The organism is Pseudomonas delhiensis (genome assembly GCF_900187975.1).
Classification (GTDB): Bacteria; Pseudomonadota; Gammaproteobacteria; order Pseudomonadales; family Pseudomonadaceae; genus Pseudomonas; species Pseudomonas delhiensis.
Genome location: NZ_FZPC01000008.1, coordinates 184,970 through 206,799 on the forward strand (window position 1 = coordinate 184,970; position 21,830 = coordinate 206,799).

Sequence of the window (21,830 nt, forward strand, 5' to 3'; positions counted from 1 at the left end):
GCAGTCCATGATGCAACTGCATCTCCGGCTTATCGCCTGCATTTTGCCGCTGGCCCTGCTGGCCCACCCGGCCAACGCGGTATCCATCACCGACGACCTCGACCTCGGCGGCGCCCTGCGCGGCCGCCTGGACTACGACCCTGACCGGGATATTTCCAAGTTCAGCTTCGACACCTTCTTCCTCACCGCCGACTACCATTCCGACACCTGGATAGCCGCGGCCAAGTACCGCTTCTATGGCGACGCCTACCCCTACGAATACACCGACCGGGTCGGCGACATCGCCTTCGCCGAATACGCCTGGGTCGGCTACAGGTTCTCCGCGCAGCGCCAGGTGCAGGTCGGCCAGACGCCCATCCCGTTCGGCCTGCTGCCGTATTTCGGCAGCACCTTCTTCGAGACCCTGGGCAATGTGATAGGCCTGGAAGACACCCAGGACATCGGCGTGAAATACCTGCAGAACACCGATGGCTGGGACCTGCAGGCCGCCTACTACCCCATCCCGGCGGAACAGGGGCGCGGCACCAGCCGCGGCGGGCGCACCTACGGCACCAGCGTGGCCACGGCCGACGACTACGTGGCCGGCGGCAGCGACAACCATGAACGCAACATCCTGGTCGGCCGGCTGGCCCGCAAGTTCGAAGCCGGCGGCTGGAATTCGGAGATCGGCGCTTCCGTGCTGGGCTCGACCCTGGACAACCGGGACACCGACGACAACGGCAGCCGCTACGCCTTCGCCCTGCACTACAGCGGCAAGCGCGGCCCCTGGGGCATCCAGGCGCAGGCGACACGCCAGCAGATGAATGCGAAGAACCCGGGAACCGACGAACTGGTCAGCTTCGGCAGCTTCGACGGCACCTTCAACGTCGCGGCCAGGGGCAACCTCTACGTCGCCGACCTCAGCTACGACATCCCCGGCCGCTACGGCTGGCTCTCCGGCATCAAGGTCTACGGCAACTACAGCCTGTTCGACAAGGACGAAAGCGCCTTCAGCGACTCCCAGCGCCTCATCCTGGGCAGCTCGTTCAGCCTCGGCCCGCTGTGGATAGCCCTGGAATGGCTGCACGGCAGGAACGACCCGTACATCGGCGGCAGCGACTACACCCAGAGCCTGGGCGCCGGCGGCACCGGCCACTGGGAAAACCAGCTGTACAGCAACATCGGCTACTACTTCTGAGGCCCGGCCTGCCCCCGCGACAGGTGGCATCCACCCGCAGGGGAAGCACGGAGGCTTCCCCGGCGAACGGTGCCGGGGGTGCAGGCGAGCATGGCCGCTGCCCGCCCTCCGGCAAGATCGATGGAACTCCTGCCCCCGCGCGGCCTCCATGGAATAGACAGGATACCCGGAGATGCACGATGAACACCAGGACACTCGCCGCCGGCCTGGTGCTGGCCCTGCTGCCCGTGGCCAATTCGGCCTGGGCCTTCTGTTCCGACCAGGAAGCCGAGGCCAAGGGGCGCCAGGTGGCGGAAAAGGTCGCCTCCATCACCCAGCGCGACCCGCAGACCGCCAAGCGCCTCAACGAACAGCTCGCCGCCATGAAGAAGAGCCGCTCCAGCAAGGAACGCCCGGACGACTGCGCGGCCTACGAGCAGATGCTCAAGGAACTGGAACAGAGCGCCGCCAAGGCCAAGTCCTCCCCCTGAACCTGCAACAGCCTGTCATCGTGGCACCCGGCCCGGCGGCAGACGCCCCGTCGTCCGCATGCTAAGGTGGCCGCTGCCTGAAGAACCCGCCGAGGAGCGCAATGCGCACACCCGCTTCACCCTTCCGCCTGTTCCCCCTCTGCCTGACCCTCCTCAGTGCCTGCGTGCTCTCCGCCTGCGCCGACGCGCCGGCGGCGAACTCGCCGCCGTCCGCGGCCACCGCGCTGCAGGGCGCCGATGGCCAGCCGCTGCCTTCCATCAGCTTCGAGGCCTGGCGCGACGGCTTCCGCCAGCAGGCCCTGGCCGCCGGCATCAGCCCGCAGACCTTCGACCAGGCCTTCGCCGGTCTCGAGCCCGACCCGGCGGTGCTCACCGCCGACCGCGCCCAGCCGGAGTTCACCCGCCCGGTGTGGGAGTACCTGGCCGGCGCCGTGTCGCCGGCGCGCATCCGCAACGGCCAGGGCAAGCTGACGCAGAACGCCGCGGTGCTGCAGCGCATCGACAGCCGCTACACGGTGGATGCCGAGGCCGTGGTGGCGATCTGGGGCATGGAAAGCAACTTCGGCAGCAACATGGGCGAGCGCAACGTGATCCGCTCCCTGGCCACCCTGGCCTACGAGGGGCGCCGCCCGGACTACGCCCACGGCCAACTGCTGAGCGCCCTGCGGATCATCCAGCACGGCGACGTGCCGGCCACCGACATGGTCGGCTCCTGGGCCGGCGCCATGGGCCAGACGCAGTTCGTCCCCACCACCTACGACCAGTACGCGGTGGACTTCGACGGCGACGGCCGCCGCGACATCTGGCGCTCGGCCGACGATGCCCTGGCCTCCACCGCCAACTACCTCCAGGCCTCGGGCTGGAAGCCCGGCCAGAGCTGGGGCTTCGAGGTGCGCCTGGCCCAGGGCTTCGACTACGCCCAGGCCGACATGGGCATCCGCAAGCCGATCAGCGAATGGCTGCGCCTGGGCGTGCAGCCGGTGGGCGGGCGCCTGCCGGGCAACCCCCAGGCCACGGCCTCGCTGCTGCTGCCGGCGGGCTACCGCGGGCCGGCCTTCCTGGTGCTGGACAACTTCCGCGCCATCCTCAGGTACAACAACTCCACCGCCTACGCCCTGGCCGTCGGGCTGCTGTCGGACAGCTTCAAGGGCCTGGGCCGCATCGAGGCCGGCTGGCCGGTGGAAGACCGCCCGCTCAGCCGCAGCGAGCGCATCGCCCTGCAGGAAGGCCTGGCCGCCCGCGGCTACCAGCCGGGCAACCCGGACGGCATCATCGGCGCCAATACCCGTGCGGCCATCCGCGCCTTCCAGCAGAGCCAGGGCCTGCCGGCCGACGGCTACCCCACGCCGGCGCTGCTGGCGCACCTGCAGCAGGGCGACTGAAGCCCACCGTGCGAGCCGGCGGCGCCGGCTCGCACCGGCATCCCCCTCCTCACTCGTAGAACAAGGTGAACAAGGTGAACAACGCCGAAGCCCTCACCGTACCGCCGCACCGAGACTTCCGACCAGGTACGATCGTCGGTCAACCCGAGCTTCAGCGGATCCTGGGGCGAAAGTGACGGCGTTCGCCTATCGTCCCGGCTCCCACCTGCCCCCATGATGAAGCGCAGGATGGCTCCGAATAAACAGCCCCCTGACAGCCCAGGCGAATTGCCCCTGAGTCCTGCAAGAGGAAAGAGTGGGAAGCGGTGCCCGGCAGCGTCAGCCATGGATTACGGACTACTAGCGCCTGCCGGAACGCCTACCCCACCGAAACGGCATCCACCTGCCTGACGAGCATCGCGGCCTCGATCGTGCAGCGCATCACTCGTAGCTCAGGGTGAGCATGGCCGAGGTGGAGACCAGCCCCGGCGTGGCCCCTGGCGACATGGCTACATACCTGGCCAGGAACGGCATGCGCAGCAGGCCCACTTCGGTGGCGTCCAGGTAGGCATGCTTGACGGCAAGCTGCACCGTCTCGGGTGTGGCGGTGTTGGCCTTCAGGATCTGGATGCCGACGTTCGCCATGCCGGCACCCGGGCGGTTGCGCATGATGAAGGGGGTTTCCATGCCGTGCAGCGGGTCGATCCGGTAGCTCAGGCGGATGCCCGCGTCGCAGTCCAGGACGATGTCGAAGGGCCGCTCGACGGCGCCCGTTTCCTCCGGCCGCTGGAAGACGCCGACGTGGACCGTGGGCATGCGCACCACCAGATCGCGCGTCTGCATACGGCAGGCCGGGACTGCGGTGCTGACGGTGCCGTGGACGGTCAGTTCGGCGATATCCAGGTCGGCATAGCGCACCGTGGCCATGCCGTTGAAGCCATGGGCCCCGGCCTGTATCTCACCGGTCTTCACCAGCCGCACCCACCAGATGTTCCGCGGCACATAGGTACCGCCGCGGAAACCCCAGTTCAACCTTTGCACCAGCGAGGTGCTGCGGTTGGCCGCAGGCGGGCTCGGGCAGTCGGATGCATAGTTGCACCACCAGACCTGGATGCCCACGCCCGGGATGCCGCTCTCCATCAGGTCGCCATTGGGGTAGCCGGGGATGCCCTGCACCGGCGCGCCAAACCCGCCGGCGAGCCACCCCTGCACGGTGCCCCGCTCCCAGGGCCACCCCCCGCAGTCGATGGTCACCCCAGTCGCCGTTTGCCAGGTGAAGTCATGCAGAACGCTGCCGATCGGCTTGTCCCGCGGCGAGGAAACGACCTTGTCGATGGAGATGGGGAACCTGGATTTCTGGTAGCCATCCGCGAAGGAGCAGCTGAAACCCCAGGCCGACGGCGCGAGGAACAGCAACAGCAGTGGCAATAGCATCACTCTCGGCATACGGAGCCTCCAGGGCAACTTGCGGCCCCGTGCATCAGGTGGAAGAACGGCATAGCGATTCGACCAGGAAGAACGGCTGGCCCTCGGGCTTGCCTTCGGGCAACTGGTAGCTGGCGCGGCACTGGCGGTCGGCGCTGGCGCCCCAGCGCACCAGCAGTTCGCCCTGCGCCTGGTCGGCACGCAGGAACACCCGGCTGCCCTGGCCCACCAGGGTCAGGCTGGTGCCGGCGACGTCGAGTACCTCGGCGCCCACCGGCAGCTTGCCGCCGGCCGCATCGCGCAGCGTCAGCAGCAACGGCTGGCCACTGCGCGTCGGGTACCTGAGCAGGGCCACCGCGCCGAAGGTCGGCACCACCGTCTGCTCGGTGGCTTCCAGCTCGACGTCCTCGGCCAGGCCCCGTGGGTCCAGCGCCACCTGGTTGCGCCGATAGGGCATCAGGCCGCTGGCGAAGGCATAGCCGTTGCCGGCCACCCGCGCGCCATAGCTGTTCAGCAGGCGGGCGCCGGCGGCGCCGCTGGCCTCGACCAGCACCTTGGTCTCGCCCTGGTCGGGGCTGAAGTTCACCCCGCCGCCATGCACCATCAGGCTGCCGCTGGCGCCCACGCCCAGTTGCCGGTAGCCATCGCCATCGCTGGCACTGGCAGAGAGAGTGGCGGCTGCGGAGCGATACTGGGCGTTGGCGCCGCTGCTGGCGCTGCTGCCACCCTCGTTGCGGCTGCGCGAGGCGTAGACGCCGTAGTTGAAGCTGCCCGCCTCGCCCAGGGCGCCGGACAGGCCCAGCTGGGCGTCGCTGGTGCCATTGTCGGTGCGGCTGTACGAACTGCTCAGGAAGGGCGCGCCGGGCGTGTAGCCCAGGGGCAGCGAGAGGCTGAGCAGGTACTGGTTCTGGCTCTCGCCGGACAGCGAGCGGGTGCGGCTCGCCGACAGGTTCAGGCTGCCCCAGCGCCAGCCATTGGTGTACCCGGCCTGGTAGCTGACGTCGCTGCCGGCGCCGGCGTTCCAGTAGTTCTGCGCCGAGCCGCTGAGGTAGAAGTTGCCCCAGCCCTCGCCCAGCGGCTGGCTGATGTTGGCCTGGAAGCGGTTGCGCTGACGGAAGCGCCCCAGGCCGCCGGAGCCTTCGCTGAGCTCGGCGAACTCGCCCAGGCCCAGGTATCCCTCGCTGGAGAAGCGGTAGGCGGCGACCATGAAGTTGGTGCCGGTGGTTTCCACCAGCTTGCTGTAGCTCAGCCGGTAGCTCTCGCCGCTGGCGCTGCCGCCCAGGCCGTGCGACGGGTCCAGGCCGGAGGCGCGGGAACGGGTGACGTCGAAGGCGAAGGCGCCCAGCGAGGTGCTCAGCGCCAGGCCGCCCTGCAACGCCAGGTAGTTGTCGGCGACCAGGCTGCCGGTGTAGCCGGTCCACAGGTTCGACAGGCCGCGCTGGTAGGTGCCCTGGACGAAGTTCGGCGTGCTGTCCAGGCGCTCGTCGCGGTACTTGCCGGCACTGACGCTGTAGCGCGACACCCCGGGGCGCAGCAACTGCGCCACGCTGGCGAAGGGTACGGTGAAGCGTCGCTCGCGGCCGTCGGCCTCGCTGACGGTGACCTCCAGGTCGCCGGCATAGCCGGTGCCGTAGAGGTCGTCGATGACGAAGGGGCCGGGCGCCACCGTGGTTTCGTAGAGGATGTTGCCGCCCTGGCGCACCGTGACCCGCGCATTGCTCTCGGCCACGCCGCGGATGACCGGGGCGAAGCCGCGCTGCGAGTCGGGCAGCATGCGCTCGTCGGAAGCCAGCTGCACGCCGGTGAAGGGCACGCTGTCGAACAGGTCCGCCGGAGTGTAGTACTCGCCCAGGGTCAGCTGCGACTTCAGGCCGGCCATGTCGCGCTGGACGTAGCTGCTGACCGAGTTGTAGTCCGAACGCCCGTCGACGCGGCTGTAGCTGCCGTTGTGGCGCAGGCGCCAGTCGCCCAGGTTCAGCCCGCTGTTGAGGCCGGCGTAGTACTGCTCGGAGCTGCGGCCGTTGACCTCGTTGCGGTAGGCATTGGCGTTGTAGTCGACGAAGGCCGCGGTCACGCCGCTGTCCCAGTCGGCCGGGTCGACCTGGTCGGCGCGCACCCGGCGCAGGTAGGCCTGGGGAATGCTCAGCTGCAGGCGCATGTCGGCCAGGTCGGGGGTGGCGCGGCTGTCCGGCAGCAGGCGCTGGATGTCGACGCAGCCCGGCTCGGCGGCCTCCAGCGCGGCGCGGCTCGCCGCTGGCAGGCGTTCCTCGGCCAGGCCGAGTTCGCGCAGTTGTTCGCGGCTGAAGCACACCCCGGCGTCCGCGTCGATCTCCAGGCGCTGGCGGCCCATCCAGTTGCCGTTGAGGTACAGGTCCAGGGTGTAGCGGCCGGGCTGCACCGGGTTGCCCTGCTCGAAGCGCGACAGGTCGATGTCCTGCCCCGGGGCGTTGCGCAGGAAGTCGGTGTCGAAGCGCAGCGGCTGCTCGTTCGCCCAGCCGGCCAGGCTCGGCAGGCCGGCCAGCAGGGCGGCGAGCGTGCCGAGGGCGACGGCGCTGCCGCGGCGGCCGCTCCAGTAGCGGATCAGCTCGGCGCGGGGTCGTCGCCCGTTCACGGCACCTCCACCCGCTCTTCGTTGGCCACGCCGTAGTCGCTCATCCAGCGGTACTCCAGCACGAGCCCGTCGGGGCGCACGCCGGCGGGCAGGGCGAAATCGCCCCTGGCGAAGGGCTCGATCATGCCCGGGCCGAGGTCGTGGCTACGCCCGCCCTGCCGCAGCCCCAGGCTGGCGAAGGAGACGTGGTAGGGCGAGGGGTTGTCGCCACGCAGCACCCGCTTGCCGCCCTGCTCCAGCACCTGCCAGCGCACCGCGCGGGCCGCCGCCGCGGCGCTGCCGGCCAGCGCCGGCGGGCGGTAGAACAGCTTCAGCCGCGAGCGCACGGCGATCTGCATGTAGCTGCGCTCGCTGGCCTCGGGCATCGGCGGGATTTCCAGGGCGTTGAACCAGAACAGCGACTCGCGGTCGGCGGGCAGGTTCTCGCCGCTGAAGGCGACCCGCACCGACTGGCCCTTGGCCGGGTCCAGGCGGAAGATCGGCGGGGTGACGACGAAGGGCGCGTCGGCATCCTGGGGCTGGGCCTGGATGTCGCCACGGTCGATCCACACCTGCATCAACGCGGGCACCTGGCCGTCGTTGCTCAGGCGGACGGTGATCTCGCGCTCGCTGGCCGGATAGACCAGGCGGGTGCCCTGGACGCTGACGGCGGCCCAGGTGGCGGAACTCAGGCTGGCGGCAAAGGCCAGCCCTGCCATCATTGCGACGGCGCGCTTGGGGATGCTCATGAAGACCTCGATGGTATCCCCGGGGAGGTGCCCCCGGGGCGGCGGGCTTACTGGTAGCTCATGGTGTATTGCAGGTTGGTCTTGAGCACGCCGGCGGCGGTGGTGGCGTTCTTCGACATGTACTTGGCGACGAACTCCAGGGTGGCGTTGCCCGAGCCATCGGTCTGCGTCTGGTAGCCGCCGGAGCTGGCCGGGTCGCTCAGGTCGAGCTTGGTGCTGCCGTCGCCCTGGTACAGGGCGACCTGCGCATCGGTGCCGCCGGCGCTGGTGGGGATGGTGTTGTTCAGGTTGCCGGTGGCCGGGTCGACGTTGCCGCCGCTGGCGAACACCGCCGCGACCATGGCGTCGGCGTCGCAACCGCTGGCCTTGAGGGAGAAGGTCTGCTCGCCGACCGCCTGGCCGGCGTTCTGGAATTCCGAGGCCCTCACCGGCGGCAGGTTGACGGTCTGGCTGGCGCTGCCGGGGTCCAGGATGCAGGTCTTGCTATTGATCACCCCCTCGAAGGTGAGGGTGCCGTCGGCGGCCAGCGCCGTACCGGACAGGCCGGCGAGTGAAAGGCTGGCCAGGGCGGCTATCAGCTTCTTGCTCATTTGTTCGAACTCCAGGTCAATGCGGTGGCTGCCCTTGCCGGGCTCCACACGTTGGTTGTCCGGGGCCTCCGGGGCCCCGAACAAATGGTCGGGCAAATGAGAAAATGGATTAAGGTAAGAAACCCCCTATAAATCGTAGGAAATGGCAATTAAGAACGGCGAACCCGGCCTCCCCGGCGGTCAGCCGGGGTGCCCGGGGCCCAGAGGGTTTTCTGGCAAAGTGCCATCACGCACATGCAACAAGCCGCTGCGCTCCCCCGGAGGGGGCGCGGTAGAGGGGATGGCGGCGGGAGACGGATGGACACGGGGCCAAGACATGCGCCCATGAAAAAGGCCGGCCCGTTGCCGGGCCGGCCTTTTCATCGCGACAGGGGCGCTCAGCCGATCTTGCCGCCGTGGGCCTGCTGGTCGGCATGGTACGAGGAACGCACCAGCGGGCCGGAGGCGACGTTCTTGAAGCCCATCTTCGCGCCTTCCTCGGCGAACCAGGCGAAGGTGTCCGGGTGCACGAAGCGCTGCACCGGCAGGTGGTTGCGCGAGGGCTGCAGGTACTGGCCGAGGGTCAGCATGTCGATGTCATGCTCGCGCATGCGCTGCATGACCTCGATGACTTCGTCGTCGGTTTCGCCCAGGCCGAGCATCAGGCCGGACTTGGTCGGTACGTGGGGCACCAGCTGCTTGAACTTCTGCAGCAGGTCCAGCGACCACTCGAAGTCCGAACCCGGACGCGAGGACTTGTACAGCCGCGGCACGGTTTCCAGGTTGTGGTTGAACACGTCCGGCGGCTCGGCGGCGGTGATTTCCAGGGCGATGTCCATGCGCCCGCGGTAGTCCGGGACCAGGGTTTCCAGCTGGATGCCGGGGGACAGCTTGCGGATCTCGCGCAGGCAGTCGGCGAAGTGCTGGGCGCCGCCGTCGCGCAGGTCGTCGCGGTCCACCGAGGTGATCACCACGTACTTCAGGCGCAGGTCGGCGATGGCGATGGCCAGGTTGGTCGGCTCGTCCACGTCCAGCGGCTTCGGCCGGCCGTGGCCGACGTCGCAGAACGGGCAGCGGCGGGTGCAGATGTCGCCCATGATCATGAAGGTCGCGGTGCCGCCGGAGAAGCACTCGCCCAGGTTCGGGCAGGAGGCCTCTTCGCAGACGCTGTGCAGCTTGTGCTTGCGCAGCAGTTGCTTGATGCGGTCGACCTCCGGGGAGACCGGGATGCGCACGCGAATCCAGTCGGGTTTCTTCGGCAGTTCCTCGGTGGGGATGATCTTCACCGGGATGCGCGCCACCTTCTCGGCGCCGCGCAGTTTCACGCCGACTTCCACCTTGCCCGGCTTGCCTTGGCCCGGGGTCTCCACAACAGTGCTCATCTCAGTTCGATCCCGCCCGTTAGGGTCTTCTGTTCAGCGTAGCCAAGACGCTCGGTGAGTTCGCCGCGCAGGCGTTCGCGCACCTCGGCCAGGGTGACGGGGCCGGCCAGCTCGCGCAGCTGGGTCATGGCCATGCCTGCGTAGCCGCAGGGATTGATACGACGGAAAGGCTCCAGGTCCATGTCGACGTTCAGCGCCAGGCCATGGAAGGACCGGCCGTTGCGGATGCGCAGGCCGAGGGAGGCGATCTTCGCGCCGTCCACGTAGACGCCCGGGGCGTCGGGTTTGGACACGGCGTTGACGCCGAAGCCCTCGAGCAGGCCGATCAGGCTCTGTTCGATGCGGGTGACCAGTTCGCGCACGCCCAGGTGCGAGCGGCGCACGTCGAGCAGCAGGTAGGCCACCAGTTGGCCGGGGCCGTGGTAGGTCACCTGGCCGCCGCGGTCCACCTGGACCACCGGGATGTCGCCGGGCAGCAGCACGTGCTCGGCCTTGCCGGCCTGGCCCTGGGTGAACACCCGCTCGTGCTCCAGCAGCCAGACTTCGTCGGGCGTGCCCTCGTCGCGCTCGGCGGTGAAGCGCTGCATGGCGTGCCAGGTCGGCTCGTAGGGCAGCACGCCGAGTTCGCGGAAGCCCAGGGAAGGACCGGCCCCGGGCATCACAGCACCATGTGCACGCGACCGCTGGCGCGCAGGTCGCTGTGGATGTTCTGCAACTGGTCGACGCCGGTGGCGGTGATCAGCACCTGCACCGAGAGGAAGCGACCGTTGCGGCTGTCGCGGGTCACCAGGGTGGTGACGTCCAGGTCCGGCGCATGGCGCTGGATGATCTCCACGACCAGGTCGGCGAAGCCGTCGCCGGCGTCACCGATCACCTTGATCGGGTAGCGTTCGCAGGGGAACTCGATCTTGGGCGCGGGGGGAGTGCTGGTATCAGTGGTTTCAGTCATGGCTGTCGCGGGCGGGTAGCCCGCCTCCGTACGAAGCTCCCGGGTCGGGAGGTTCCGGATGGATCGGACCTGACGGCTGCCGACGCCACGGGGAGGTCGATCAGGCGCAGGCGCGCATTTTACCTGAGTCGGGCGCGCGCATGCGTAGAAATTCCCGGGCTTGTATACAAAAGTACGAGCCCGGGGGACCGTCGGTCAGTTGAACAGGCCGTAGAAGAACAGGCGGATGCTATCCCACAGGCGGCGGAAGATACCACCCTCCTCCACGGCGTTCAGGGCCACCAGGTCGGAGGTGCGCACGACCTTGTCGCCCAGCTTCACTTCCACCTTGCCGATCACCTGGCCCTGCTGGATCGGGGCCATCAGCTGCGGCTGCAGCACCATGTTGGCCTGCAGCTGCTTGAGCTGGCCGCGCGGCACGGTCATGGTCAGGTCTTCGGACAGGCCGGCCTTCACTTCATGCTCGGCGCCCTTCCAGACCATGGCCTTGGTCAGCTCGGCGCCCTTCTTGTAGAAGGTCTGCGATTCGAAGAAGCGGAAGCCGTAGGTCAGCAGCTTCTGCGTCTCGGCGGCGCGGGCCTGCTCGCTGTTGGTGCCGAACACCACGGCGATCATGCGCTGGCCGTCACGCACGGCGGAGGCCACCAGGCAGTAGCCGGCTTCCTCGGTGTGGCCGGTCTTCAGGCCGTCGACGGTCTTGTCGCGCCACAGCAGCAGGTTGCGGTTGGGCTGCTTGATGTTGTTCCAGAGGAATTCCTTCTGGGCGTAGATGGCGTAGTGGGTCGGCTCGCCGTAGATGATGGCGCGGGCCAGGGTCGCCATGTCGCGGGCCGAGGAGTAGTGCTCCGGGTTCGGCAGGCCGGTGGCGTCCATGAAGTGGGAGTTGGTCATGCCCAGCTTCTGCGCGGTGTTGTTCATCATGTCGGCGAAGGCGTCCTCGCTGCCGGCGATGTGCTCGGCGAGGGCGACGGAGGCGTCGTTGCCCGACTGGATGATGATGCCGTGCAGCAGGTCGCTGACCGACACCTGCGAGCCCAGCTTGATGAACATGCGCGAACCGCCGGTGCGCCAGGCGTGCTCGCTGACGGTGACCTGGTCGCTCTCGGCGATGCGCCCGCCCTCGATCTCCTTGGTGGCGATGTAGGCGGTCATCAGCTTGGTCAGGCTGGCCGGGGGCAGGCGCTCGTCGGCGTTGTTCTCCACCAGGACCTGGCCGCTGGCGCCGTCCATCAGCACCCAGGCCTTGGCCGCCAGTTGCGGCGCGGCGGGGACAACGGATTCAGCCGCCCAGCCGGCCACGGGGGCGCTGAGCAACACGAGCATGGACAGGCGTTTGGCGATGGTGATGATATTCATCCGTCTCTCTGGGTTCACTAATGGTCAAACAATCCCTTGGGGGAATTCCCGGGCGGCCTCTGGCGTGCCGCTTCATCGGTGCGCCGCGTTCAGTCCGGGCGCACCAGCTTGGGTTGGCCGAGGTTGGCCAGGCGGATGCTGTCCTGCATCCGCGCCGCTTCATCCTGCGTTCCGATCGGCCCCAGGCGTACCCGGTGCAGGGTCTGCCTGTTGACCACGACCGAGCTGATAAAGACCTGGGCCGAGGTCATGCCGCTGATCTTGTCCCTGAGCAGTTCCGCAGCGTCCGGGTTGGCGAAGGCACCCACCTGGAGATACAGGCCAGCGGCTGGTAATGAAGCGTTTTTTTTTGAGTCGACCTGCACCGGCGCCACGGGCGCGGCGTGCTGCGCCGGCGGCGGGGTGTAGACCTCGATCGGCTGGGCCATGGCCACCGCCTGCGGCTGCGCACTGGCAACCGGCGCGCTTTGCGCCGGCGCCATCTTCGGCTGCGCCAGTACCATGGGCACCGGGCGGCCCTGGGCGGCCCACCAGCGCTGCGGGTCGATGCCCTCGACCTTGACCCGCGCGGTGCCGCTCTCGGCGTAGCCGAGCTTCTTGGCGGCGGCGAAGGACAGGTCGATGACGCGGTCGGAATAGAAGGGGCCGCGGTCGTTGACGCGGACGATGACGCTCTTGCCGTTGTCCAGGTTGGTCACCCGCACGTAGCTGGGCAGCGGCAGCGTCTTGTGCGCCGCGGTCATGCCGTAGAGGTCGTACATCTCGCCGTTGGCGGTGGCCTGGCCGTGGAACTTGGTGCCGTACCAGGACGCCGTGCCGGTCACGCTGTAGGCGCGCGCGTCGCTCAGCGGGTAGTAGGTCTTGCCCAGCACGGTGTAGGGGTTGTTCTTGAACGGGCCGTTGTGCGGCATCGGCACGGCGTCGGGGATGCGCGACACGTCGACGTCCCACCAGGGGGCGCCGTCGCGGTGCGGCCGGTTGTAGTCCATCGGCCCGGAAAGGCCGCCGCTTTTCGCCGGTTGCGGAGCCCGGGAGCTGGTGCAGCTGGCGAGCAGCACGGCACTCAGGCCGAAGCACGCCGCCGCCGACCAGAAGCCCGGTCGCTTCAGTCGCTGGTTCACTGGACACCTCGCGCCCGGACGATCTCGCCGGCCAGCTGATGGACCGCCATGGCGTACATGGCGCTGCGGTTGTAGCGGGTGATCACGTAGAAGTTGGGCAGCCCGACCCAGTACTCGGGGCCATCGGCGCCTTCGAAGCGGATGGCGGTGACCTTGAGGTCGTCGCGCAGCACGTCATGGGTGCGCCAGCCCGCCGCGCGCAGCTGGCCGAGGTTCATCTGCGGCTCCAGGCCCTGGGTGATGGCGTCCTGGGCGCTGTCCATGCTCAGCTCGGCCTGCGACACCACGGGCTCGCCGGCATGCCAGCCGTGCTGCTTGAAGTAGCTGGCGACGCTGCCGATGGCGTCGGTCGGGTCGGTCCAGATGTTGATGTGGCCGTCGCCGTCGAAGTCCACGGCGTAGGCGCGGAAGCTGCTGGGCATGAACTGCGGCAGGCCCATGGCGCCGGCGTAGGAGCCGTTCAGGCCGAGCGGGTCGACCTGCTGCTCGCGGGCCAGCAGGAGGAACTGCTTGAGTTCCTTGCGGAAGAAGTCGGCGCGCGGCGGGTAGTCGAAGGCCAGGGTGGACAGCGCGTCCATCACCCGGTAGTTGCCGGTGTTGCGGCCGAAGAAGGTCTCGACGCCGATGATCGCCACTATGTACTGGGCCGGCACGCCGTAGTCCTTCTCCGCGCGGGCCAGGGCCTCGGCGTTCTGGTTCCAGAACTCCACGCCGCGCTTGATGCGCGCGTCGGTGAGGAAGATCGGCCGGTAGTCCTTCCACGGCTTGACGCGCTCGGCGGGCCGGGAGATGGCGTCGAGGATCGACTGCTTGCGCTCGACGTCCTGGAACAGCGAGAGCAGCTGTTCGTCGGCGAAGCCGTAGTCGCGGGTCATTTCCCCGACGAACTGGGCGACCTGGGGCGAGCCGTCGTAGTCGCCCGCCTGGGCGGCGCCACCGAAGCCGATGGCCCCGGCCAGTCCCACCCAATGGACACCCCTGACGGCCCACTCGCGCAGTATCTGCATTCCTTTCTTCACTCTGGTCTCAACGTTTCTTCTTCAAACCTGGGCGATCCATTTCCGGTGCGTATGAATCGACATCAAAACCCCGAACCCTGACATCAGCGTCACCAGCGAAGTTCCGCCGTAGCTGATGAAGGGAAGCGGAACCCCCACGACCGGCAGCAACCCGCTGACCATACCAATGTTGACGAATACGTACACGAAGAAGGTCATGGTGATGCTGCCGGCCAGCAGCTTGCCATACAGCGTCTGGGCCTGCGCCGTGATCACCAGTCCGCGGTAGATCACCATCAGGTACAGGGCCAGCAGCAGGCAGACCCCCACCAGGCCGAACTCTTCGCCGAGTACGGCAATGATAAAGTCCGTATGGCTTTCGGGCAAAAAATCCAGGTGCGACTGGGTGCCCAGCAGCCAGCCCTTGCCGAATACGCCGCCGGAACCGATGGCTGCTTTTGACTGGATGATGTTCCAGCCGGTGCCCAGCGGGTCGCTTTCCGGGTCGAGGAAGGTCAGCACGCGCTGCTTCTGGTAATCGTGCATGACGAAGAACCACATGGCCACCGCCACCGGCACCGCCGCGGTCACCGCGCCGAGGATCCAGCGCCACTGCAGGCCGCCGACGAACAGCACGAAGGCGCCGGAGGCCAGCACCAGCATGGCGGTGCCCAGGTCCGGCTGCTTGAGGATCAGCACGAAGGGCACGCCGATCAGCGCCAGGCTGATCACCAGGTGCTTGAGGTTGGGCGGCAGGTTGCGCTTGGACATGTACCAGGCCAGCGTCATGGGCATGAACAGCTTCATGAACTCGGCGGGCTGGAAGCGGATCACCCCGGGGATGTTGATCCAGCGCGTGGCGCCCATGGCGTTGTGGCCCATGACGTCCACCACCACCAGCAGCAGCACCCCGATCAGGTAGCCCAGCGGCACCCAGCGGGCCAGGAAGCGCGGCTCGATCTGGGCGATGACGAACATCATCACCAGGCCCAGGCCGAAGGACGAGGCCTGCTTGAGCAGCAGGTCCCAGCTCTTGCCGCTGGCCGAATAGAGGACGAACAGGCCGGCCGCGCCCAGCACCAGCAACAGCAGCAGCAACAGGCCGTCGATGTGCAGCCGCTGCAGCAGGCTGGCGCGCCGCTTCATCACGTCCTCGTTGGACAGCGTGCGGTCGAAGTTCGGGTTCATGTTCATGCTCATGGCTTCGGCGCCTCCGCCACCTGTGGCGCGAACTCGGGCTTGAGCTTGCCGCTCTCGTCCAGCAGCCAGGCGTCCATCACCTGCTTGAGCACCGGCGCCGCGACGCCTGAGCCGGACTCGCCGTTCTCCACCATCACCGACACCGCGATCTGCGGGTTGTCCGCCGGGGCGAAGCCGATGAACAGCGCGTGGTCACGGTTGCGCTCGTTGAGCTTGGAACGGTCGTAGCGCTCGTTCTGCTTGATCGCCACCACCTGCGCGGTACCGGACTTGCCGGCGATGCGGTAGACCGAGGCGGCGCCGACCTTGTGCGCGGTACCGCGGGCATTGTGCACCACTTGCTGCATGTCGGAGTCGATCAGTTCCCAGTTGCCCGGCTCGCGCAGGTCGATGTCCGGCATCGGCTCGGGGTCGACCGGCGGCTGGCCGTCGACGGTCCTGGCCAGGTGCGGGCGGATCCACTTGCCGTGGTTGGCGATCAGCGCGGTCATCTGCGCCAGCTGCAGCGGCGTGGACTGCATGTAGCCCTGGCCGATGCCGAGGATCAGCGTCTCGCCGGGGAACCAGACCTGGCGGCGGGTGGCGCGCTTCCACTCGCGCGAGGGCATCAGCCCCGGGGATTCGCCGTACATGTCCAGGGACACGCGCTGGCCGAAGCCGAAGCGGCTCATGTAGTCGTGCAGCCTGTCGATGCCCAGCTTGTGGGCGAGGTCGTAGAAATAGGTGTCGTTGGAACGCATGATCGCCGTCTCCAGGTTCACCCAGCCCTCGCCGGAACGGTTCCAGTTGCGGTACTTGTGGTCGTAGTTGGGCAACTGGTAGTAGCCGGGGTCGAAGACCCGCGAGCCGGGCGTGACCACCCCGGCGTCGAGGCCGGCCAGGGCCACCGCCGGCTTCACCGTCGAGCCCGGCGGGTACAGGCCGCGCAGCACGCGGTTGTACAGCGGGCGGTCGATGGAGTCGCGCAGCGCCGAGTAGTCCTTGAAGCTGATGCCGGTGACGAACAGGTTGGGGTCGTAGCTCGGCTGGCTGACCATCGCCAGCACCTCGCCGGTGGCCGGCTGGATCGCCACGATGGCGCCGCGGCGCCCGCCCAGGGCCTCCTCGGCCTTGGCCTGCAGCTTGCTGTCGATGCTCAGGACGATGTCCTTACCCGGCACCGGGTCGGTGCGCTTGAGCACGCGCAGCACGCGGCCGCGGGCGTTGGTCTCGACCTCCTCGTAGCCCACGGTGCCGTGCAGCTCGGCCTCGTAGAACTTTTCCACGCCGGTCTTGCCGATGTGGTGGGTGCCGGAATAGTTGACCGGGTCGAGCACCTTCAGCTCGGCCTCGTTGATCCGCCCGACGTAGCCCACCGAGTGGGCGAAGTGCTCGCCCAGCGGGTAGTGGCGGACGAACTGCGCGGTGACGTCGATGCCCGGCAGGCGGTACTGGTTCACGGCGATGCGGGCGATCTGCTCCTCGGACAGCTCGAACATGATCGGCACCGGCTCGAACGGCCGCCGGCCCTGCTTCATACGCTTCTCGAAGATCGCCTTGTCCTCCTCGGTCAGGCCGAGGATCTCCACCAGCGCCTGCAGCTCCTGCTGCAGGTTCTCGGTGCGCTCGCGGGTGACCGTGAGGCTGAAGCTGGGGCGGTTGTCGGCGATCAGCACGCCATTGCGGTCGTAGATCAGGCCGCGGTTCGGCGGGATCGGCTGGACGTGGACGCGGTTGTTCTCCGACAGCGTCGAGTGGTACTCGTACTGGGTGACCTGCAGGTGGTACATGCGCGCCACCAGCACCAGGGCCAGGAGGAAGATCGCCACCGCACCGACGACGACCCGGCGGCGCACCAGGCGGGCGTCCTTCTCGTGGTCCTTGAGTTGTATCGGCTGCGGCATCGAGTACGGCTACTTGTGGTAGGGGTGCCCGGACAGCACCGTCCAGGCGCGGTAGATCTGCTCGCCCACCAGGATGCGCACCAGCGGGTGCGGCAAGGTCAGCGGCGACAGCGACCAGCGCTGTTCGCTGCGCGCGCAGACCTCCGGCGCCAGCCCTTCCGGGCCGCCGACCATGAGGTTGACGGTGCGCGCGTCCAGGCGCCAGCGGTCCAGTTCGGCGGCCAGCTGCGGAGTGCTCCAGGGCTTGCCTTCGACTTCCAGGGTCACCACCCGCTCACCGGGCTGCACCTTGGCCAGCATGGCTTCGCCCTCCTGGCGGATCAGCCGCGCCACGTCGGCGTTCTTGCCGCGCGTGTTCAGCGGGATTTCCACCAGTTCCAGGGACAGCTCGGACGGCAGGCGCTTGACGTACTCCTGCCAGCCCTCCTCGACCCAGCGCGGCATGCGCGAGCCGACCGCGATCAGACGCAGGCGCAAGGGCGCTTACTCGCCGCTGTGGTGGGCGCGGCTCTGTTCGGCGCCGAGCCAGAGGCGCTCCAGGTCGTAGAACTGGCGGGTGGCCGGCTGCATGACGTGGACCACCACGTTGCCCAGGTCGATCAGCACCCACTCGCCGCCTTCCTGGCCTTCGCTGCCAATGGGCTTGACGCCCTGTTCCTTGACCTTCTCCAGGACGTTGTCGGCCAGCGACTTGACCTGGCGGCTGGAGGAGCCGGAGGCGATGACCATGACGTCGGTGATGCTGGTCTTGTCGCGCACGTCGAGGACGGTGATGTCCTGCGCTTTCATGTCTTCCAGAGCGGCGACGGCCAGCTCGACCAGTTGTTCGGTTTGCATTGAATGACTCTCTAGTTTGCCAGGGACGCGCGGTACAGCCCGTGCGCCTCGATGTAGTTCAATACCGCGTCCGGCACCAGGAAGCGCGGCGAGCGCCCCTGCGCCAGCAGGGCGCGGATCTGGGTGGCCGACACCGCCAGGGGCGTCTGCCAGATGAAAGTGACCTGCCCAGCCGCGCCGGACAGGGCGTTGGGGTCGGCCACGCTGCGCGCCGCCAGCAGGTCGCGCAGGGCTTCCGGCGCCTCCACGTCGGCATCCGGGCGCTGCAGCACCAGCATGTGGCAGTGCTGCAGCAGTTCGTCCCAGCGATGCCAGCCGGGCAGGCCGCAGAAGGCATCCCAGCCGACCATCAGGAACAGCTGCACCTCGCTCCCCAGCTCCGCGCGCAGCGATTCCAGGGTGTCGATGGTGTAGGACGGCTTGTCCCGGGCCAGCTCGCGGGCGTCCACCGTCAGGGGCGCGACGCCGGCCACCGCCAGCTCGACCATGGCCAGGCGCTGCTGCGCCGAGACCTGCGGCGCCCCGCGGTGCGGCGGGCGCGCCGCCGGCAGCAGGCGCAGTTCGTCCAGCCCCAGCAGCTCGGCGGTCTCCAGCGCGCTGCGCAGGTGACCGATGTGCACCGGATCGAAGGTGCCGCCGAAGAGGCCGATCCGCCGCGGGCGTTGCTTGCCCATCAGGTGCGCACGTGCCCGTCGCCGAAGACCACGTACTTCTCGCTGGTCAAGCCTTCCAGGCCGACCGGGCCGCGGGCGTGCAGCTTGTCGGTGGAGATGCCGATCTCCGCCCCCAGGCCGTACTCGAAGCCGTCGGCGAAGCGCGTCGAGGCGTTGACCATGACCGAAGCCGAGTCCACCTCGGCGAGGAAGCGCCGGGCGTTGCTGAAGTTCTCGCTGACGATGGCGTCTGTGTGCTGCGAGCCGTAGGTGTTGATGTGCTCGATGGCGCTGTCCAGGCCGTCGACGATGCGGATCGACAGGATCGGCGCGTTGTATTCGGTGCGCCAGTCTTCCTCGGTGGCCTCCAGCACGTCGGCGCCCAGCAGCGCGCGGGTGGCGGCGTCGCCGCGCAGCTCCACGCCCTTGTCGCGGTAGATGGCGGCCAGCGGCGGCAGCACGCGCTCGGCGATGGCCTTGTGCACCAGCAGGGTTTCCATGGTGTTGCACGGCGCGTAGCGCTGGGTCTTGGCGTTGTCGGCGATGCGGATGGCCTTGCCGAGGTCGGCCGACTCGTCGATGAACACGTGGCAGACGCCGTCCAGGTGCTTGATCACCGGCACCTTGGCCTCGCGGCTGATGCGCTCGATCAGGCCCTTGCCGCCGCGCGGCACGATCACGTCGACGTACTCCGGCATGCTGATCAGCGCGCCCACGGCGGCGCGGTCGGTGGTCTCGACCACCTGCACGGCGCTCGCCGGCAGGCCGGCCGCGGCCAGGCCCTGCTGGATGCAGCGGGCGATGGCCTGGTTGGAGTGGATGGCCTCGGAGCCGCCGCGCAGGATGGTGGCGTTGCCCGACTTCAGGCACAGGCTGGCGGCGTCGATGGTCACGTTCGGCCGCGACTCGTAGATGATGCCGATCACGCCCAGGGGCACGCGCATCTTGCCGATCTGGATGCCCGAGGGGACGAAGCGCATGTCGCGGATCTCGCCGATCGGGTCCGGCAGCTTGGCCACCTGGCGCAGGCCCTCGATCATGTCGTCGATGCGCGCCGGGCTCAGCGCCAGGCGGTCGAGCATGGCGGGCTCCAGGCCATTGGCCCGGCCGGCGGCCAGGTCCTGCTCGTTGGCGTGGGCGAGCTGCTCGCGGGCAGCGTCCAGGGCATCGGCGGCGGCCAGCAGGGCGGCGTTCTTCTGCGCGGTGGAAGCCCGCGCGAGGACGCGCGAGGCTTCGCGGGCGGCGCGGCCCAGGCGGCTCATATAGTCGAGGACGGACTCGGTCATGGTTCGTACGCGTCTGCGTGAGGGAAATGCGCGATTATAGCGGCCCCGCCTGCGCCCGCCCAGCCACAGCAGCCAGCCGGTAGACAGGGCGTCCCGCCACGACGCCGGTAACGCCGCCCGGGCGCCGCGGGCCGCGCCCCGGCCGCGGAACGGTGACACCCGCGGCGCCCGGCAACAGTCCGTTGCGATTTCGCCCGCCCGAAGGTTGGGTAAACAAAAGGCCGGCCTCTGTCTACCTTGGAGCCACCCGGCCGCACCACGCCAGCCTTTCGCCATCCGGCACGCCAGGGAAGAACGACAACAGGCGGAACACCGCCGGAGGTTCGCCATGCGCTACCGCACCGACTACAGCGCCCAGACGCTCAGCGCCGCCCCGGCGGTGCTCGAACTGGACGGCTGGCAACTCCACTACCAGGCCTTCGCCCACCGCGCGGACGACCCGCGTCCACCGGTGCTGCTGCTCGGCGGCGCCTTCCAGAGCTTCCGCTCCTTCGCCAGCGAGGTCAGCGAGCTGCTCGCCGGGCACCCGGTGATCCTCCTCGACCTGCCCAGCCAGGGCGGCAACCTGCAACTGGCGCCGGAGCTGAGCCTGGAGGACCTGGCCGACCTGATCGCCGCCTTCGCCGAGGCCCTGCGCCTGCCGCCGCTGATGCCCATCGGCCTGTCCTACGGCTCGGCCCTGGCCGCCCTCTTCGCCGCCCGCCACCCCGGGCGCTGCGCGCGCCTGCTGCTGGCCGGCATCACCGCCTTCGGCCGCCCCGGCGCCCGCGCCCTGCTGGAGGAAGCCCTGGCGCGCCTGGACCTGGGCCAGCACGAACCCTTCGCCAACGGCGTGCTGACCGGCCTGGTCAACCCGCTGCGCCTGGCCGATACCGGCGTCTCCCCGGTGTTCCGCAAGGCCCTGCTGCGCCAGTTGCAACGCCTGACGCCGGCGGAGGTCGAGCGCTACCGGCAGAACAGCCGGCGCCTGCTGGCCTTCGGCGGCTTCCAGCGCCACCCGCAGTGCCCGACCCTGGTGCTGGCCGGCGAATACGACCACTTCACCCAGCCCTGGGAGCACGCCGAGTTCGCCCTGGCCTGCACGGACGCCGAGTTCGCCCTGATCCACGACGCCGACCACCTGGCCCAGTTCGAACGCCGCGGCGCCTGCGCCCGGCTGTACGCCCCGTTCCTCGAAGGCCAGGCGCTGCCGCGCAACGCCGCCGGCAGCAAGCGCTTCCAGCGCGCGCAGCTGCCGCACCTGGAACGCCGCTTCGAACCGCGCCTGGCGCCACCGCAACCGCGCGCCCTGCTCAGCCACGCCGACGGCGGCCAATGGCGCGCCGAACTGGCGGAAGTCGGCTACTTCGGCGGACTGGTCCACGCCGACCTGCCGGCCGAACTGCCGCAACGCGGCTGGCGCCTGGCCATCCCGGGCGTGGAGGAACTGGACATCCTGCCGCTGCGCCGCACCACGGAGGGCATGGCCTTCATCTTCCCCCACGGCGATCCCCAGGCCAGCGCCAGCCTGGCGGGAATGGTGGTGCCGTTGCAGCAAGGCGCCTGCGCAGCCTGACACGACGGAACGGCGGATAACCGCGAGCGGTTATCCGCCCTACGCATGAACTGAATACAAGATAGGACACCCCATCGCAGGGCTTCTGCGACAGCACTCTCTCGCAGCGACCGGGAGTTCATAACGACCTGCCATGAGAGTATCCAACCAATCACAACAGCGCTCCACTGCAACGTATCCGCTCCATAAACCCCGTCTTCCTTTGACGAGTTGCGGTGATCAGGATGCGCTCGTCGGCGGGCAGTTCCACGGCAACAGCGCTTCGAAGT

The 21,830-nt window shown here is 68.7% G+C and carries 20 protein-coding genes; 4 read left to right on the forward strand and 16 right to left on the reverse strand.

Going from position 1 to position 21,830, the window contains the following annotated elements:
* Nucleotides 1–10 precede the first annotated feature (10 nt).
* The 3 genes from CHC02_RS09565 (at nt 11) to CHC02_RS09575 (ending at nt 3,029) form a co-directional block, all read left to right on the forward strand.
* Complete coding sequence (locus CHC02_RS09565) at nt 11–1,177, forward strand: porin family protein (protein ID WP_089391258.1); 1,167 nt, start codon at nt 11–13, stop codon at nt 1,175–1,177.
* A 179-nt stretch (nt 1,178–1,356) separates the two neighbouring features.
* Nucleotides 1,357–1,647 (forward strand): hypothetical protein, encoded by a 291-nt coding sequence (locus CHC02_RS09570; protein ID WP_089391238.1) that lies wholly within the window; start codon nt 1,357–1,359, stop codon nt 1,645–1,647.
* A gap of 101 nt (nt 1,648–1,748) precedes the next feature.
* Nucleotides 1,749–3,029, forward strand: a complete 1,281-nt coding sequence (locus tag CHC02_RS09575; RefSeq protein ID WP_089391239.1) for a lytic murein transglycosylase — start codon at nt 1,749–1,751, stop codon at nt 3,027–3,029.
* Nucleotides 3,030–3,449: 420 nt separating this feature from the next.
* Here CHC02_RS09575 and CHC02_RS09580 read toward each other — a convergent pair whose 3' ends face one another.
* The 16 genes from CHC02_RS09580 to CHC02_RS09655 all read right to left on the reverse strand — a co-directional run bounded on the left by CHC02_RS09580 (nt 3,450) and on the right by CHC02_RS09655 (nt 20,006).
* Entirely contained in the window at nt 3,450–4,454 is a 1,005-nt protein-coding gene (locus CHC02_RS09580) for a fimbrial protein (protein ID WP_089391240.1), read from the reverse strand.
* Between the two features lie 34 nt (nt 4,455–4,488).
* Nucleotides 4,489–7,044, reverse strand: a complete 2,556-nt coding sequence (locus tag CHC02_RS09585; RefSeq protein WP_244160889.1) for a fimbria/pilus outer membrane usher protein — start codon at nt 7,042–7,044, stop codon at nt 4,489–4,491.
* Complete coding sequence (locus tag CHC02_RS09590) at nt 7,041–7,772, reverse strand: fimbrial biogenesis chaperone (RefSeq protein ID WP_089391241.1); 732 nt, start codon at nt 7,770–7,772, stop codon at nt 7,041–7,043. Before CHC02_RS09590 ends, CHC02_RS09585 begins: the two co-directional genes overlap by 4 nt.
* A gap of 47 nt (nt 7,773–7,819) precedes the next feature.
* Nucleotides 7,820–8,362 carry a fimbrial protein gene (locus tag CHC02_RS09595; RefSeq protein WP_139210175.1) on the reverse strand — a complete coding sequence of 181 codons (543 nt, stop codon included), beginning with the start codon at nt 8,360–8,362 and terminating at the stop codon, nt 7,820–7,822.
* 377 nt (nt 8,363–8,739) lie between these two features.
* Nucleotides 8,740–9,723 carry a lipoyl synthase gene (gene lipA, locus CHC02_RS09600; protein WP_009617302.1) on the reverse strand — a complete coding sequence of 328 codons (984 nt, stop codon included), beginning with the start codon at nt 9,721–9,723 and terminating at the stop codon, nt 8,740–8,742.
* The gene (lipB, locus tag CHC02_RS09605; protein ID WP_089391243.1) at nt 9,720–10,382 is read right to left on the reverse strand and encodes a lipoyl(octanoyl) transferase LipB; all 663 of its coding nucleotides are present in this window, start codon (nt 10,380–10,382) and stop codon (nt 9,720–9,722) included. The genes lipA and lipB overlap by 4 nt, the downstream gene beginning before the upstream one ends.
* Complete coding sequence (locus CHC02_RS09610) at nt 10,382–10,672, reverse strand: DUF493 domain-containing protein (protein ID WP_074981961.1); 291 nt, start codon at nt 10,670–10,672, stop codon at nt 10,382–10,384. Before CHC02_RS09610 ends, lipB begins: the two co-directional genes overlap by 1 nt.
* Before the next feature lie 195 nt (nt 10,673–10,867).
* Nucleotides 10,868–12,028: a D-alanyl-D-alanine carboxypeptidase family protein gene (locus CHC02_RS09615; protein ID WP_089391244.1), complete on the reverse strand. Its 1,161-nt coding sequence runs from the start codon at nt 12,026–12,028 to the stop codon at nt 10,868–10,870.
* 89 nt (nt 12,029–12,117) lie between these two features.
* Complete coding sequence (locus CHC02_RS09620; RefSeq protein ID WP_089391245.1) at nt 12,118–13,149, reverse strand: septal ring lytic transglycosylase RlpA family protein; 1,032 nt, start codon at nt 13,147–13,149, stop codon at nt 12,118–12,120.
* Entirely contained in the window at nt 13,146–14,168 is a 1,023-nt protein-coding gene (gene mltB / locus CHC02_RS09625) for a lytic murein transglycosylase B (RefSeq protein ID WP_089391246.1), read from the reverse strand. Before mltB ends, CHC02_RS09620 begins: the two co-directional genes overlap by 4 nt.
* 21 nt (nt 14,169–14,189) lie before the next feature.
* Nucleotides 14,190–15,293, reverse strand: a complete 1,104-nt coding sequence (gene rodA, locus CHC02_RS09630) for a rod shape-determining protein RodA (RefSeq protein ID WP_089391260.1) — start codon at nt 15,291–15,293, stop codon at nt 14,190–14,192.
* A gap of 50 nt (nt 15,294–15,343) precedes the next feature.
* Nucleotides 15,344–17,230 carry a penicillin-binding protein 2 gene (gene mrdA / locus CHC02_RS09635; protein WP_089391247.1) on the reverse strand — a complete coding sequence of 629 codons (1,887 nt, stop codon included), beginning with the start codon at nt 17,228–17,230 and terminating at the stop codon, nt 15,344–15,346.
* Nucleotides 17,231–17,239: 9 nt separating this feature from the next.
* Nucleotides 17,240–17,707, reverse strand: coding sequence for a 23S rRNA (pseudouridine(1915)-N(3))-methyltransferase RlmH (gene rlmH / locus CHC02_RS09640; RefSeq protein ID WP_009617293.1), 468 nt, complete (start codon nt 17,705–17,707; stop codon nt 17,240–17,242).
* A 6-nt stretch (nt 17,708–17,713) separates the two neighbouring features.
* Complete coding sequence (gene rsfS / locus CHC02_RS09645) at nt 17,714–18,067, reverse strand: ribosome silencing factor (protein WP_009617292.1); 354 nt, start codon at nt 18,065–18,067, stop codon at nt 17,714–17,716.
* Between the two features lie 11 nt (nt 18,068–18,078).
* Nucleotides 18,079–18,741, reverse strand: a complete 663-nt coding sequence (nadD, locus tag CHC02_RS09650) for a nicotinate-nucleotide adenylyltransferase (RefSeq protein WP_089391248.1) — start codon at nt 18,739–18,741, stop codon at nt 18,079–18,081.
* Nucleotides 18,741–20,006 (reverse strand): glutamate-5-semialdehyde dehydrogenase, encoded by a 1,266-nt coding sequence (locus tag CHC02_RS09655; protein ID WP_089391249.1) that lies wholly within the window; start codon nt 20,004–20,006, stop codon nt 18,741–18,743. Before CHC02_RS09655 ends, nadD begins: the two co-directional genes overlap by 1 nt.
* 328 nt (nt 20,007–20,334) lie before the next feature.
* Between CHC02_RS09655 and CHC02_RS09660 the strand changes: the two genes are divergently transcribed.
* Nucleotides 20,335–21,561 carry an alpha/beta fold hydrolase gene (locus tag CHC02_RS09660; protein WP_089391250.1) on the forward strand — a complete coding sequence of 409 codons (1,227 nt, stop codon included), beginning with the start codon at nt 20,335–20,337 and terminating at the stop codon, nt 21,559–21,561.
* The last annotated feature ends 269 nt before the right edge of the window (nt 21,562–21,830 follow it).

Bases quoted from the DNA above. Each gene is read 5' to 3' on its own strand.
- lipA (WP_009617302.1), bottom strand. From the start codon at position 9,723: ATGAGCACTGTTGTGGAGACCCCGGGCCAAGGCAAGCCGGGCAAGGTG.
- nadD (WP_089391248.1), bottom strand. From the start codon at position 18,741: ATGGGCAAGCAACGCCCGCGGCGGATCGGCCTCTTCGGCGGCACCTTC.
- CHC02_RS09580 (WP_089391240.1), bottom strand. From the start codon at position 4,454: ATGCCGAGAGTGATGCTATTGCCACTGCTGTTGCTGTTCCTCGCGCCG.
- CHC02_RS09655 (WP_089391249.1), bottom strand. From the start codon at position 20,006: ATGACCGAGTCCGTCCTCGACTATATGAGCCGCCTGGGCCGCGCCGCC.
- mrdA (WP_089391247.1), bottom strand. From the start codon at position 17,230: ATGCCGCAGCCGATACAACTCAAGGACCACGAGAAGGACGCCCGCCTG.
- CHC02_RS09590 (WP_089391241.1), bottom strand. From the start codon at position 7,772: ATGAGCATCCCCAAGCGCGCCGTCGCAATGATGGCAGGGCTGGCCTTT.
- CHC02_RS09660 (WP_089391250.1), top strand. From the start codon at position 20,335: ATGCGCTACCGCACCGACTACAGCGCCCAGACGCTCAGCGCCGCCCCG.
- CHC02_RS09575 (WP_089391239.1), top strand. From the start codon at position 1,749: ATGCGCACACCCGCTTCACCCTTCCGCCTGTTCCCCCTCTGCCTGACC.
- rodA (WP_089391260.1), bottom strand. From the start codon at position 15,293: ATGAAGCGGCGCGCCAGCCTGCTGCAGCGGCTGCACATCGACGGCCTG.
- rsfS (WP_009617292.1), bottom strand. From the start codon at position 18,067: ATGCAAACCGAACAACTGGTCGAGCTGGCCGTCGCCGCTCTGGAAGAC.
- CHC02_RS09615 (WP_089391244.1), bottom strand. From the start codon at position 12,028: ATGAATATCATCACCATCGCCAAACGCCTGTCCATGCTCGTGTTGCTC.
- CHC02_RS09610 (WP_074981961.1), bottom strand. From the start codon at position 10,672: ATGACTGAAACCACTGATACCAGCACTCCCCCCGCGCCCAAGATCGAG.
- CHC02_RS09570 (WP_089391238.1), top strand. From the start codon at position 1,357: ATGAACACCAGGACACTCGCCGCCGGCCTGGTGCTGGCCCTGCTGCCC.
- CHC02_RS09595 (WP_139210175.1), bottom strand. From the start codon at position 8,362: ATGAGCAAGAAGCTGATAGCCGCCCTGGCCAGCCTTTCACTCGCCGGC.
- lipB (WP_089391243.1), bottom strand. From the start codon at position 10,382: ATGCCCGGGGCCGGTCCTTCCCTGGGCTTCCGCGAACTCGGCGTGCTG.
- CHC02_RS09565 (WP_089391258.1), top strand. From the start codon at position 11: ATGCAACTGCATCTCCGGCTTATCGCCTGCATTTTGCCGCTGGCCCTG.